Origin of the sequence: Pseudomonas extremorientalis (assembly GCF_024584605.1) — a bacterium.
In the GTDB taxonomy this organism is placed as follows: Bacteria; Pseudomonadota; Gammaproteobacteria; order Pseudomonadales; family Pseudomonadaceae; genus Aquipseudomonas; species Aquipseudomonas extremorientalis.
The window spans coordinates 4,075,418-4,088,700 of record NZ_CP089519.1 but is presented as its reverse complement, the minus strand read 5'-3'; the positions used below and the strand labels follow the sequence as shown (position 1 = coordinate 4,088,700).

The 13,283-nt window shown below is 63.6% G+C and carries 11 protein-coding genes; 10 read left to right on the top strand and 1 reads right to left on the bottom strand.

Annotated elements, in window-relative coordinates:
• Window positions 1-6: 6 nt before the first annotated feature.
• On the bottom strand, window positions 7-1,899 hold the full coding sequence (gene exaA / locus LUU92_RS18295; protein WP_083351482.1) for a quinoprotein ethanol dehydrogenase: 1,893 nt from the start codon (window positions 1,897-1,899) through the stop codon (window positions 7-9).
• 253 nt (window positions 1,900-2,152) lie between these two features.
• Between exaA and pedF the strand changes: the two genes are divergently transcribed.
• The 10 genes from pedF (at window position 2,153) to LUU92_RS18245 (ending at window position 13,248) form a co-directional block, all read left to right on the top strand.
• Window positions 2,153-2,614 (top strand): cytochrome c-550 PedF, encoded by a 462-nt coding sequence (gene pedF, locus LUU92_RS18290; RefSeq protein WP_071492075.1) that lies wholly within the window; start codon window positions 2,153-2,155, stop codon window positions 2,612-2,614.
• A gap of 3 nt (window positions 2,615-2,617) precedes the next feature.
• Entirely contained in the window at window positions 2,618-3,361 is a 744-nt protein-coding gene (locus LUU92_RS18285; protein WP_071492074.1) for a quinoprotein dehydrogenase-associated SoxYZ-like carrier, read from the top strand.
• On the top strand, window positions 3,358-4,296 hold the full coding sequence (locus LUU92_RS18280; RefSeq protein ID WP_371322024.1) for a quinoprotein relay system zinc metallohydrolase 1: 939 nt from the start codon (window positions 3,358-3,360) through the stop codon (window positions 4,294-4,296). Before LUU92_RS18285 ends, LUU92_RS18280 begins: the two co-directional genes overlap by 4 nt.
• Before the next feature lie 14 nt (window positions 4,297-4,310).
• Window positions 4,311-5,831 carry an acetaldehyde dehydrogenase ExaC gene (gene exaC, locus LUU92_RS18275; RefSeq protein ID WP_071492073.1) on the top strand — a complete coding sequence of 507 codons (1,521 nt, stop codon included), beginning with the start codon at window positions 4,311-4,313 and terminating at the stop codon, window positions 5,829-5,831.
• 242 nt (window positions 5,832-6,073) lie between these two features.
• A complete protein-coding gene (gene pqqA, locus LUU92_RS18270) occupies window positions 6,074-6,145 on the top strand; it encodes a pyrroloquinoline quinone precursor peptide PqqA (RefSeq protein WP_010209364.1) in 72 nt (23 codons plus the stop codon).
• 104 nt (window positions 6,146-6,249) lie between these two features.
• A complete protein-coding gene (ercA, locus tag LUU92_RS18265) occupies window positions 6,250-7,413 on the top strand; it encodes an alcohol dehydrogenase-like regulatory protein ErcA (RefSeq protein ID WP_071492072.1) in 1,164 nt (387 codons plus the stop codon).
• Complete coding sequence (locus LUU92_RS18260; protein ID WP_071492071.1) at window positions 7,397-8,767, top strand: ATP-binding response regulator; 1,371 nt, start codon at window positions 7,397-7,399, stop codon at window positions 8,765-8,767. Before ercA ends, LUU92_RS18260 begins: the two co-directional genes overlap by 17 nt.
• Before the next feature lie 64 nt (window positions 8,768-8,831).
• A complete protein-coding gene (locus LUU92_RS18255) occupies window positions 8,832-10,295 on the top strand; it encodes a DASS family sodium-coupled anion symporter (RefSeq protein ID WP_071492070.1) in 1,464 nt (487 codons plus the stop codon).
• 158 nt (window positions 10,296-10,453) lie between these two features.
• The gene (locus LUU92_RS18250) at window positions 10,454-12,100 is read left to right on the top strand and encodes an MFS transporter (RefSeq protein ID WP_071492069.1); all 1,647 of its coding nucleotides are present in this window, start codon (window positions 10,454-10,456) and stop codon (window positions 12,098-12,100) included.
• Complete coding sequence (locus tag LUU92_RS18245) at window positions 12,097-13,248, top strand: HlyD family secretion protein (RefSeq protein WP_071492068.1); 1,152 nt, start codon at window positions 12,097-12,099, stop codon at window positions 13,246-13,248. Before LUU92_RS18250 ends, LUU92_RS18245 begins: the two co-directional genes overlap by 4 nt.
• Window positions 13,249-13,283 lie beyond the last annotated feature (35 nt).

Below are 13,283 nucleotides of genomic sequence, written 5' to 3'. Positions count from 1 at the left end.
GTGAGGTTACTTCTGCGCGGTTTTCAGGTCCCAGCTCGGGATCTTGAACACCCAGAACGACCCACCCTGTGCCACCGGCTTGGTCAGCTCCGCCATGTCGCCGCCCCACAACGGCACCGCGCCGCCGTAGCCGACTGTCACGCCGATGTACTGCTCGCCATCCTGTTCCCAGGTGATCGGCGGCGAGACGATGCCGCTGCCGGTCTGGAATTTCCACAGCTCCTTGCCGGTCTTCGCGTCGAAGGCCTTGAAGAAGCCATCGCCGGTGCCGGTGAACACCAGGTTGCCCTTGGTCGCCAGTACGCCGGCCCACAACGGCAGGTGTTCCTTGTGCTCCCACACCACCTTGCCGGTGGTCGGGTTCATCGCCCGCAGGGTACCGACGTGGTCGTCATACATGCGCTTGATGCGAAAGCCCATGCCCAGGTACGCCGAGCCCTTCTTGTAGTTGACCTCTTCGGTCCAGTATTCCTCTTTCCACTGGTTGCCCGGGATGTAGAACAGCCCGGTGTCCTGGCTGTAGGCCATGGGGTTCCAGTTCTTGCCACCCAGGAACGGCGGCGAGACTTCCACCGGCTTGCCCTTGGTTTCACCCGGCAACGGCTTGGCCGGACGCTGGCCTTCGTTTTCCACGGGGCGGCCGGTCTTCAGGTCGATGTGGCTGGCCCAGGTGATGTTGTCGACGAACGGGAAGGCGTTCTGCAGCTTGCCGTTGTTGCGGTCGACCACGTAGAAAAAGCCGTTACGGTCAGCGTGGCCGGTGGCCTTGATGACTTTGCCGGCCTTGTCCTTGTAGTCGAACAGCACCAGCTCGTTGTTGCCGGAGAAATCCCAGGCATCGTTCGGCGTGTGCTGGTAGAACCACTTCACTTCGCCGGTGCTCGGGTCGACGCCGACCTGGCCGGAGGTGTAGAGGCTGTCGAAGTCGTGGGGGTTACCGTCCTTGGAGGTGCGCGCCCAGGTGTTCCACGGGCCAGGGTTGCCGGCGCCGACGATGATGGTATTGGTCTCGGCATCGAAGCTCGCACTCTGCCAGGGCGCGCCGCCGCCGTGGCTCCAGGCCTCGACCTTGCCGGTTTCGGTGGTCGGGTCATCCGGCCAGGACGGAGCCTTGACGTCGCCGGTCGGGGTGCTGTCCTTGCCGTTCAGGCGGCCCATGTGGCCTTCCACGAACGGGCGCATCCACACCTCTTCGCCGGTGTCCGGGTCGCGTGCATACAGCTGGCCGACCACGCCGAATTCATCGCCGGAGCTGCCGTGGATCAGCAGCACCTTGCCGCTGACCTTGTCTTTGATCAGCACCGGGGCGCCGGTCATGGTGTAGCCAGCGGCGTGGTCGCCAAACTTCTTGTTCCACACCACTTTGCCAGTGTTCTTGTCGAGGGCGATCAGGCGTGCATCGAGGGTGCCGAAGTAGATCTTGTCGCCGAAGATCGCCGCGCCCCGGTTGACCACGTCGCAGCACGGGCGAATGTTGTCGGGCAGGCGGTGGTTGTAGGTCCACAGGCGTTTGCCGGTCTTCGCATCGAGGGCGAACACCCGGGAATAGGAGCCGGTGACGTAGACCACGCCGTCGCTGACGATGGCCTGGGATTCCTGGCCACGCTGCTTCTCGTCGCCGAACGAATAAGACCAGGCCGGTGTGAGCTTGAACACGTTCTTGTCGTTGACCTGGGCCAGCGGGCTCCAGCGCTGGGCGTTGGTGCCCATGCCGTATTGCAGCACGTCCTTGGTGGTCAGGTGGTCGTTGGCGATGTCTTCCCAGGTGACGTTGCGGGTCTGTTTGGCAGGCTCGGCGGCGGCGAAGCTGGCCGCACTCAAGGACAGGCTGCCGACCAGCAGGAAGGCCTGCACGGCAAGGCTCAGCGGCGAGAGGGCGGGTAGCGATCTTATTGTCATGGTTGCAGTTCCCAGTGGAGGTTATGGCCTGCACAGGGTGCGATGTGAACGCCGTGGCGAATACGGAAAAAGTCCCGGTGTTGCCGGGACAATTTCCCGAACCGCCTCTGATTTAGCAGTGCCCCACAAGGCCTGCTACCAACGGATGAGAACCCGCCCACCAAAGCAGCATACGGGTCCTGCCGGGTGCTTCCTAAGATGGTTGCCATAGCCTCTGCCAAGAGGTTTTGCGTGCACTCCCGAGGGAAAAATAATGACAACAAAACGCAACGCCTTGATTACCGCCTGCCTGCTCGCCAGTGCAATCAGTAGTGGATCCGCCTGGGCTCACGGCAACGTGACGCCCACCGCCGTGGAAACCAAAGGCCTCACCCCGATCAAGGACGCTGGTGTGCCGCTGGACGCCGATGGCTGGGCCGCCACCAACCCCTATCGCACCACGCCCGAACATGACAAAGCGGTGGAGGTCGGTGCGTCGGCCTATAACCAGAACTGCGCGGCGTGCCATGGCCTGGAAGCCAAGTCCGGTGGCATCGCCCCCGACCTGCGCATGCTCGATGCCGGCGACGCCGGCGATGAATGGTTCGTGGAACGTGTGCGCCACGGCGCCGTGCGCGATGGCCGGGTGTACATGCCGAAAATGGCCGACTACCTCAGCCAGGAAGCCCTGTGGGCGGTGCGCACCTACCTCGACAGCGTGCACGTCGAGGAGTAAGCCATGGGCCTGCGCGGGTGGTGGCTGTGCTGTGTGCCGATGCTGGCCTGGGGCGCGCCCGTGGACCCGGTGCCCTCGGTGATGTGGGCCTACTATCACCAGCGCTTGCTCGACAATGCAGCGTTTGTGTTCGACGAGCGGGTGAAGCTCCTGGCGCCGCCGTTCGCCGAGGATGCGCGCCAGGTGCCGCTGGAGATCGACGCCCGCGCCTTCAAGGGGGACGTGGTGAAGATCCTTGCCTGGGCCGAGCTGAACCCGCTGCCGCAGATCGTCGATTTCCAGCCGTTGGGGCCAGTACTGCCGTGGCTGTCGCTGCGGATTCGTATCGAACAGGCCACGCCGTTGCGTGCAGCGGTGCTCACCCGGGATGGCATGTGGCATGTCGGCTCGGCCCTGATCGATGCCGCCGGTGGCGGCTGCACCGCGCCCAGCGTGGTGCGCACCCAACCCGGCTGGGAAGAACACCTGGGCGAAGTGCTCGGCGGCCGTTACCCGCGTGCCGAGTTCAGCCGCGTGAAACTGCAAGTTGCCCATCCGATGGATAACGGCATGATCAGCGGTATTCCCGAATTCTTTATCCACCAGGCCGAGCTGCGTGGCGCAGATAACCAACTGCTGGCACGCCTGGAACTGTTCCCCGCCGTCAGCGAAAACCCCAGCCTGGCCTTCGACATCGAAGGCCGCGAGCCCACGCGCCTGACCCTGCGCGACACCAGCGGCAACCAGTTCGAGGCGGCCATCCCATGAGCCTGCGCTGGATTGTGCTGTGGCTGCTGCTGTTCAGCCTGCCGGTGCTGGCGGACCTGGATTACGTCCTCAAACCTCGGTTGATCGCCGATAACACCTGGCTGCTGGAAGGCAGCACCGACAACTTCACCAGGGACAATGGCGGCAATATCGTCAATGTCGGGTTCATCGTCACCGAGCCCGGCGTGGTGGTGATCGACACCGGGCCGTCCAGGCGCTACGGCGAAGCCCTGCGCCAGGCCATCGCCCGTGTCACCGACAAACCGGTGATCCAGGTGCTGCTGACGCACCACCATCCCGACCACGGCCTGGGCAACCAAGCCTTCAGGGATGTACCGATTGGCGCCGTGGCCGGCACCAAGAATTTGCTGCATGAGCAGGGCGACAGCATGGCCGAGAACCTGTACCGCATGGTGGGTGACTGGATGCGCGGCACCGAAGTGGTGTTGCCCTCCGAAGCCCTGCCAGCGGGGGTGAAAACCTTCGGCAGCCACGACCTGCAACTGCTACACCTGCGCGGCCATACCGGCGCCGACCTGGCGATCCTCGACCGCAGGACCGGCGTGCTGTTTGCCGGCGACCTGGTGTTCTACCAGCGCGCACTCACCACGCCCCATTCACCGGGGCTGGCGATCTGGCTGGCGGATATCGCCACCCTGCAAGGCTTGCCCTGGACCCTGATCGTGCCCGGCCACGGCCCCATTGCGACCGACGCCAAACCCTTCGAACAGATGCGTGACTACCTCACCTGGCTCGATCAATTGCTACGCGACGGGGCAGCCCATGGCAGCGACATGCCAGAGCTGATCCGCAGCCCGATCCCCGAGCGATTCGCGGGCATCAACCTGAGCCGCTATGAACTGACCCGCAGCGTGACCCACCTGTACCCCCACTACGAACGCACCCAGATGCAGCCCATCAACACCCAACAATAAGCAGAGGCCTCACCATGATCTACGCCCAACCTGGCACCCCCGGCGCCATCGTCAGCTTCAAGCCGCGCTACGGCAACTACATCGGCGGTGAGTTCGTCGCACCGCTCAAGGGTGAGTACTTCACCAATACCTCGCCGGTCACCGGTGAAGTCATCGCCGAGTTCCCGCGTTCCAGCGCCGCCGATGTCGATAAGGCCCTTGACGCCGCCCACGCCGCCGCCGATGCCTGGGGCAAGACCTCGGCCCAGGACCGCGCCCTGGTGCTGCTGAAAATCGCCGACCGTATCGAGCAGAACCTGGAAGTGCTGGCTGTGGCCGAGACCTGGGACAACGGCAAGGCCGTGCGCGAAACCCTCAATGCCGACATGCCCCTGGCCGCTGACCATTTCCGCTACTTCGCCGGGTGTATCCGTGCCCAGGAAGGCGGGGCCGCCGAGATCAACGAGCACACAGCGGCTTATCATTTTCACGAACCATTGGGCGTGGTCGGGCAGATCATCCCGTGGAACTTCCCATTGCTGATGGCGGCGTGGAAACTCGCGCCGGCACTCGCCGCCGGTAACTGCATCGTGCTCAAGCCGGCCGAGCAGACGCCGTTGTCGATCATGGTGTTTGCCGAGCTGATCGGCGACCTGCTGCCGCCCGGCGTGCTGAACATCGTGCAAGGTTTTGGCCGCGAGGCCGGGGAGGCCCTGGCTACCAGCAAGCGCATCGCCAAGATCGCCTTTACCGGCTCCACCCCGGTGGGCGCGCACATCATGCACGCGGCGGCCGAGAATATCATCCCGTCCACCGTGGAGCTGGGCGGCAAGTCGCCGAACATCTTCTTCGAAGACATCATGAGCGCCGAGCCTGCGTTTATCGAAAAGGCGGCCGAAGGTCTGGTGCTGGCGTTCTTCAACCAGGGCGAAGTGTGCACCTGCCCCTCGCGGGCGCTGGTGCAGGAGTCGATCTACGAGCCGTTCATGGCCGAGGTGATGAAGAAGATCGTCAAGATCAAGCGCGGCAACCCGCTGGACACCGAGACTATGGTCGGCGCCCAGGCCTCGGAGCAGCAATACGACAAGATCCTGTCCTACCTCAAGATCGCCCAGGAAGAGGGCGCGGTGCTGCTCACCGGCGGCGCGGCCGAGCGCCTGGAAGGCGACCTGTCCAGCGGCTATTACATCCAACCGACCCTGCTCAAGGGCCACAACAAGATGCGTGTGTTCCAGGAGGAAATCTTCGGCCCGGTGGTGGGCGTGACCACCTTCAAGGACGAGGCCGAAGCCCTGGCGATTGCCAATGACAGCGAGTTCGGCCTGGGCGCCGGCCTGTGGACCCGCGACATCAACCGCGCCTACCGCATGGGCCGGGCGATCAAGGCGGGTCGGGTGTGGACCAACTGTTATCACCTGTACCCGGCGCATGCGGCGTTTGGCGGGTACAAAAAATCGGGCGTCGGGCGTGAAAACCACAAGATGATGTTGGATCACTACCAGCAGACCAAGAACCTGCTGGTGAGCTACGACATCAACCCGCTGGGCTTCTTCTGACCCTCTGATTGCAACGCGGTCCCCTGTGGGAGGGGGCTTGCCCCCGATAGCGGTGTGTCATTGACATAAATGTTGACTGACCCGCTGCCATCGGGGGCAAGCCCCCTCCCACATTTTGGCCTCTGTACATTCGCGACTAATGCAGTGCGCTTGATACTTCGAAAGTAGCATTCGCTGCCCCATCTCCCCCATGCATTAATGACCCCACCGGAATTTTCCGGAACAACAAGAGGACTGCCCCCATGTGGACCAAACCTGCGTTTACCGACCTGCGTATCGGCTTCGAAGTGACCATGTACTTCGCCAGCCGTTGATCGCGGGAGCTGTCGGAAGGATGCCTCTTTGGTCTGATTGCATTCGCAGCCGGATCGGTTAGTGTGGAGCGCATTCTTCCAAAATAATAAAAACAGGCTTTCCAATGAGCCCAAATCTGAGCCTCCTGCGTAAATTCGTCTCGCCTGAAATCATCTTTGGAGCCGGTTGCCGGCACAACGTCGGTAACTACGCCAAGACCTTCGGCGCGCGCAAGGTGCTGGTGGTCAGCGACCCCGGCGTGATCGCCGCCGGTTGGGTGGCCGATGTGGAAGCCAGCCTGCAAGCCCTCGGCATCGACTACTGCCTGTACAGCGCCGTCTCGCCCAACCCGCGTGTCGAAGAAGTGATGACCGGCGCCGAGGTGTACCGCGAACACCACTGCGACGTGATCGTAGCCATCGGCGGCGGCAGCCCGATGGACTGCGGCAAGGCCATCGGCATCGTGGTGGCCCACGGGCGCAGCATTCTTGAGTTCGAGGGCGTCGACACCCTTCGCGTGCCCAGCCCGCCGCTGATCCTGATCCCCACCACCGCCGGTACCTCGGCGGATGTCTCGCAGTTCGTGATCATTTCCAACCAGCAGGAACGCATGAAGTTCTCTATCGTCAGCAAGGCGGTAGTGCCGGATGTGTCGCTGATCGACCCGGAAACCACGGCCAGCATGGACCCGTTCCTGTCCGCCTGCACCGGCATCGACGCATTGGTGCATGCTATCGAGGCGTTCGTTTCCACCGGCCACGGCCCACTCACCGACCCCCATGCGCTGGAGGCAATGCGCCTGATCAACGGCAACCTGGTGCAGATGATCGCGAACCCTACGGACATCGCCCTGCGCGAGAAGATCATGCTCGGCAGCATGCAGGCCGGGTTGGCGTTTTCCAACGCGATTCTCGGCGCAGTGCACGCCATGTCCCACAGCCTCGGCGGCTTCCTCGACCTGCCCCATGGGCTGTGCAACGCAGTGCTGGTGGAGCATGTGGTGGCGTTCAACTACAGCTCGGCGCCGGAGCGTTTCAAGGTGATTGCCGAGACGTTTGGCATCGACTGTCGCGGCCTCAATCACCGGCAGATCTGCGGGCGGCTGGTGGAGCATTTGATAGCGCTCAAGCGGGCCATCGGCTTCCACGAAACCCTTGGCCTGCATGGTGTGCGCGTGGCGGATATTCCGTTCCTGTCCCAGCATGCGATGGGGGATCCGTGCATCCTCACCAACCCGAGAGAGTCGAGCCAGCGTGACGTCGAGGTCGTCTATGGCGAAGCTCTCTGACGACCAGCAACGCGCACTCGCCGGGTTGCTGGGGCTGGGCGACCAGTCGGCGCGCAAGAGCCATTACCCGGAACTCACGGCGCGGCTGGATGAGCTGGAGGCTGAGCGCAAGCGCTATATCCGTCTCAATGACGAGTTGGAGCAGCGGGTCGCCGCACGCACCGATGAACTGTTGGAAGCCAACCACAACCTGCAACAGCAGATCGCCCAGCGCGAGCAGATCGAACAGGACCTGCGCGACGCCCGCGACGCCGCCCAGGCCGCCAACCGCAGCAAGGACAAATACCTCGCCGCCGCCAGCCACGACCTGTTGCAACCGCTGAATGCCGCACGCTTGTTGATCGCCACCTTGCGTGAACGGTCGTTGCCCAGCGTCGAGCAGGTGCTGGTGGAGCGCACGCACCAGGCGCTGGAGGGCGCCGAGGACTTGCTCACCGACTTGCTGGACATCTCGCGGCTCGACCAGGCGGCGGTCAAGCCAGATGTGGCGCTGTACCGCCTCGACGAATTGTTCGCGCCGCTGGTCTCGGAGTTCCAGTCGGTGGCCCAGGCGGCCGGGTTGAGCCTGCGGGTGCACACCGGCTGCTATGCGATCAACACCGACTTGCGATTGCTGACGCGGATTTTGCGTAACTTCCTCAGCAATGCCTGTCGCTATACCGACGAAGGTTGCATCCTGTTGGGCGCGCGTAAGCGGGGCGATGGCCTGCGCCTGGAGGTCTGGGACACCGGGCGCGGGATTGCGGAGGACCGGCTGGAGGCGATCTTCCTCGAGTTCAACCAGCTTGACGTCGGCCGCGCAGCGGACCGTAAAGGCGTTGGGCTGGGGCTGGCGATTGTCGAGCGGATCGCCGAGATCCTGGGTTACCCCATCGCCGTACGCTCGTGGCCGGGACGTGGCTCGATGTTCAGTATCGAGGTGCCGTTGAGCAACGAGATCCCTCTGCCGATCAGCCAGTTGCCAGCCCAGCCGACCACCGGCAACCCGCTGCCGGGACGGCGTCTGCTGGTGATCGACAACGAGGTGAGCATCCTCGACAGCATGCGCGCGCTACTCGGGCAATGGGGCTGTGATGTGGTTACCGCCACCGACCAGGCCGGAGCGTTGCTGGCGTTGGAGGGCAGGGCGCCGGAACTGATCCTGGCCGATTATCACCTCGACCATGGGGTGGTGGGGTGTGCGGTGGTCAAGCACCTGCGTGAGCATTTCGAACTGAACATCCCGGCCGTGATCATTAGCGCCGACCGCACCGACCAGTGCCGTAGGGCGTTGCGCCGGTTGGAAGCGCCGTTGCTGAACAAGCCGGTCAAGCCCGGCAAGTTGCGGGCCGTGTTGAGCCAGTTGTTGGCCTAGGTCAACACGTCGCAGGTGCTTTTAGCCCATGCTCAAGGCCTGATCTAGAGCCTTGGAGTGGCCCATGAGTGCGGCATCTTTCAAATTACCCCTGGGCCTGGTCGTCGCCGTGTTGGTGATGGCCGGGGTGCTGCTGTTGCCGGTGCCCGCCGACTTGCCGGTCGCCGGGCACCGCATGCTGGCGATCCTCGCGTTTGCCGTGGTGGTGTGGATCACTGAAGCGGTGTCCTATGAAGCCAGTGCGATCATGATCACGTCGCTGATGGCCTTTCTGCTGGGCACCGCGCCGTCGTTGCAGGACCCCGCGCATGTGATCGGCACCAGCCCGGCGATCAGCATGGCGCTCACCGGGTTTTCCAACCCGGCGCTGGCGCTGGTGGCCGGGGCGCTGTTTATCGCAGCAGCCATGACCCACACCGGCCTGGACCGGCGTATCGCCTTGGTGACCCTGAGCCGGGTCGGCACCAGCACCCGGCGCATCCTGCTGGGGGCGATTGCGGTGACGGTGCTGCTCAGCCTCGTGGTGCCCAGCGCCACGGCGCGCAGTGCCTGCGTGGTGCCGATCATGATGGGCGTGATCGCCGCGTTCGGCGTGGACAAACGCTCGAATATCGCCGCCGGCATCATGATCGTGGTGGCCCAGGGCACCAGCATCTGGAACGTCGGCATCCAGACCGCCGCCGCGCAGAACCTGCTCACCGTCGGTTTCATGGACAAGATGCTTGGCCAGCGCGTGTCGTGGATCGACTGGCTGATTGCCGGCGCGCCGTGGGCGTTGATCATGTCGGCGGTGTTGCTGTTCCTCGTGCTCAAGTTGCTGCCGCCGGAGACCGACAGCATCCCCGGCGGTAAAGAGGCGGTGGCGCAGTCACTGGTGGAGATAGGGCCGATGACCGGCGCGCAGAAGCGCCTGTTGAGCGTTTCGGTGTTGCTGCTACTGGCCTGGGCCACGGAAGGGCGCCTGCACAGTTTCGACACCACCTCGACCACCTACGCCGGCCTGGTGTTCCTGTTATTGCCGGGTATCGGCGTGATGACCTGGAAGGATGTGCAGTCGCGCATTCCGTGGGGAACGGTGATCGTGTTCGGGGTAGGCATCAGTCTGGGAACGGCGCTGCTGACCACCCAGGCCGGGCAATGGCTGGGCGCGCAAGTGGTGGCGCATACCGGGCTTGACCAGGTGGGGCCGCTGGGTGTGTTTGCGATTCTTGGTGCGTTCCTGATCCTGATCCACCTGGGCTTCGCCAGCGCCACCGCGTTGACCTCGGCGCTGTTGCCGATCCTGATCGCGGTGTTGCAGACCTTGCCGGGGGATTTCAGCCGGTTGGGCATGACCATGCTCCTGGGGTTTGTGATGAGCTACGGGTTTATCCTGCCGATCAATGCGCCGCAGAACATGGTGTGCCTGGGGACCGGGACGTTCACGGCGCGGCAGTTCGCCAAGGTGGGGGTTCTGGTGACGCTGGTTGGCTACCTGTTGATGCTGGTATTCGCTGCGACCTACTGGAGTTGGCTCGGCTGGATCTGAATACGCAGGACATCCCAGGGGGGGCAGGGCGCCGAGTCGACTTGCCCTCGCACATTTCAGGTGATGCCTGTTCTTCGCATCAATTATGCCCTCGACATGGCAAGATGAACTCCGCTCAGGTTTACTGTCTCTGAGTATGGGTTTACCTGAGTCATCGAATGAACAAATACACCCCCCACACCTGGGAGCCCCACGAGCGCCCGAGCCTGCCCGGTTCGCCGTCTACGCCGCTGCACCCGACGCACAAGCGTTGGCTGTTCGCGATGGTGGGCGTGCTGGTGGCGATTACCGGTGGGTTGGGAAACGCGCTGGTCATCGCCAACCTGCAATACCTGCAGGGCGCACTCGGCGCGACCACCGCTGAAATGGCCTGGCTGCCCGCCGCCTATGTGATGACCAACGTGTGCATGAACCTGCTGCTGGTGAAGTTCCGCCAGCAGTTCGGGCTGCGTGCATTTACCGAGGTGTTCCTGGTGCTGTACGCCTTGGTGACTTTCGGCCACTTGTTCGTCAACGACCTCAGCTCGGCCATCGCGGTGCGCGCGGCCCATGGCATGGTGGGGGCGGCGCTGAGTTCGCTGGGTTTGTACTACATGATCCAGGCGTTCCCGGCCAAGTGGCGCTTGAAGTCCCTGGTGCTGGGGTTGGGTACGGCGCAGTTGGCGTTGCCACTGGCGCGCCTGTTCTCCGAAGACTTGCTGCAAATTGCTGAATGGCGCGGGTTGTATCTGTTTGAACTGGGCATGGCGTTGATCTGCCTGGGCTGCGTATTCCTGCTTAAACTCCCGCCCGGCGACCGCTTCAAGACCTTCGAGAAACTCGACTTCCTCACCTTCGCCATCCTTGCCACCGGTGTCGCCTTGCTCTGCGCCGTGCTGTCCCTGGGCCGCATCGACTGGTGGCTGGAAGCACCGTGGATCGGCGTGGCCTCGGCCTGTTCCCTGGTGCTGATCATGGCCGGCCTGGCCATCGAGCATAACCGCGCCAACCCGATGCTGATGACCCGCTGGCTGGGCAGTGGCGTGATGATCCGCCTGGCGCTGGCGGTGATCCTGATCCGCATGGTGTTGTCCGAGCAGTCCACCGGCGCCGTGGGTTTCATGCAGATGTTGAACATGAGCTACCAGCAGATGCACACCCTGTATGTGGTGATGCTCGCGGGGGCGATTGCCGGGCTGGCGGTGAGTGCGTTGACCATCAACCCCGCGCACCTGTTGATGCCGCTGGTGATCTCCCTGGCTCTGATGGCCACCGGGTCGGTGATGGACAGTTTTTCCAGCAACCTGACCCGGCCGCAGAACCTGTATGTCAGCCAGTTCCTGCTAGGCTTCGGCGGTACATTCTTCCTGGGGCCGACCATGGTGCTGGGCACCAGGAACGTGCTGGCCAACCCGCGCAACCTGGTGAGTTTCTCGGTGATGTTCGGTATCTGCCAGAACCTCGGCGGCCTGATTGGCGCGGCGTTGCTGGGCACGTTCCAGATCGTGCGCGAGAAGTACCACTCCAGCATGATCGTCGAGCACTTGACCCTGCTCGATCCGCGTGTGGCCGCGCGGGTATCGAGCGGCGGTTCGGCCTATGGCGGCATTGTCGCCGACCCCGAGTTGCGCAACCTCATGGGCATTCGCAGCCTGGCCACGGCGGCGACCCGCGAGGCGAACGTGATGGCCTACAACGATGTCTTCATGCTGATCGCGATCATCGCGATACTGACCATGATCTGGATCTTTATCCGCAGCCTGTGGCTGATGAGCACGACCAAAACAGCAGCCCCTCCCGTTCAACCCAGCGGCGCTTCTTCATGACCGAACCGACTTCCACCACCACGACCACCAACGCCATCGCCGCCACCCCGGAAGGCACCACGCCGCCAGGCGCCTCGGTCACCGAGCCACGTTCCCTGCGGGTGCGCATCGTCTCATCGCTGGGGTTTGCCGCGATTGCCATTGTCGGGGTGCTGATCGTGTTGTATGCCTGGCAGTTGCCGCCGTTCAGCAGCGCCGTGGAAACCACCGAGAACGCCCTGGTGCGTGGGCAGGTGACGATCATCGGCCCGCAACTGAGCGGCTATGTGTTCGAAGTGCCGGTGCAGGACTTCCAACACGTCAAGGCCGGTGACCTGCTGGTGCGCCTCGACGATCGCATCTACAAACAGCGCCTGGACCAGGCGTTGGCGCAACTGGCGGTGCAGAAGGCCTCGCTGGCGAATGTGGTGCAGCAGCGCAACAGCGCCGAAGCCACCATCAAGCTGCGCCAGGCAGCCTTGGTGGACAGCCAGGCACAAGCCCGCAAAAGCACGGCCGATTTGCGCCGCAATGAAGAACTGATCAGCGACGGCTCAGTGTCCAGGCGCGAGCTGGACGTGACCCGCGCCGCCAATGCACAGACCATCGCCGCCGTGGCGCAAGCCCAGGCCAGCCTGGAAATCGCACGACAGGACCTGCAGACAGTGATCGTCAACCGTGGCTCCCTGGAAGCTGCCGTAGCGAGTGCCGAGGCCGCGGTGGAGCTGGCGCGTATCGACCTGTCCAACACCCGCATCACTGCGCCGCGTGACGGTCAGTTGGGGCAGATTGGCGTGCGCCTGGGGGCCTACGTCAACTCCGGCGCGCAACTGATGGCGCTGGTGCCGCCGCAGCTGTGGGTGATTGCCAACATGAAGGAAACCCAGATGGACAACGTGCAGGTCGGCCAGCCGGTGACCTTCACGGTAGATGCCTTGAACCACCGCAAATTCCACGGCACGGTGCAGCATATTTCCCCGGCCACCGGTTCGGAGTTCAGCCTGTTGCAGGCGGACAACGCCACCGGCAACTTCGTGAAGATCGCCCAGCGCGTGCCGGTGCGGATCACCGTAGATCCGAACCAGGCCGAGAGCGAGCGGTTGCGGCCTGGGTTGTCGGTGGTCGTCAGTATCGACACTGCCGGGCGCCTGAAAAACGCTCCACCCTGACTCAACACACATCAAAACTGTGGGAAGGGGCTTGC

Coding starts and splice junctions, on each gene's coding strand:
- LUU92_RS18245 (WP_071492068.1), top strand. CDS start 12,097: ATGACCGAACCGACTTCCACCACCACGACCACCAACGCCATCGCCGCC.
- exaC (WP_071492073.1), top strand. CDS start 4,311: ATGATCTACGCCCAACCTGGCACCCCCGGCGCCATCGTCAGCTTCAAG.
- LUU92_RS18285 (WP_071492074.1), top strand. CDS start 2,618: ATGGGCCTGCGCGGGTGGTGGCTGTGCTGTGTGCCGATGCTGGCCTGG.
- pedF (WP_071492075.1), top strand. CDS start 2,153: ATGACAACAAAACGCAACGCCTTGATTACCGCCTGCCTGCTCGCCAGT.
- LUU92_RS18260 (WP_071492071.1), top strand. CDS start 7,397: ATGGCGAAGCTCTCTGACGACCAGCAACGCGCACTCGCCGGGTTGCTG.
- LUU92_RS18255 (WP_071492070.1), top strand. CDS start 8,832: ATGAGTGCGGCATCTTTCAAATTACCCCTGGGCCTGGTCGTCGCCGTG.
- ercA (WP_071492072.1), top strand. CDS start 6,250: ATGAGCCCAAATCTGAGCCTCCTGCGTAAATTCGTCTCGCCTGAAATC.
- LUU92_RS18250 (WP_071492069.1), top strand. CDS start 10,454: ATGAACAAATACACCCCCCACACCTGGGAGCCCCACGAGCGCCCGAGC.
- exaA (WP_083351482.1), bottom strand. CDS start 1,899: ATGACAATAAGATCGCTACCCGCCCTCTCGCCGCTGAGCCTTGCCGTG.
- LUU92_RS18280 (WP_371322024.1), top strand. CDS start 3,358: ATGAGCCTGCGCTGGATTGTGCTGTGGCTGCTGCTGTTCAGCCTGCCG.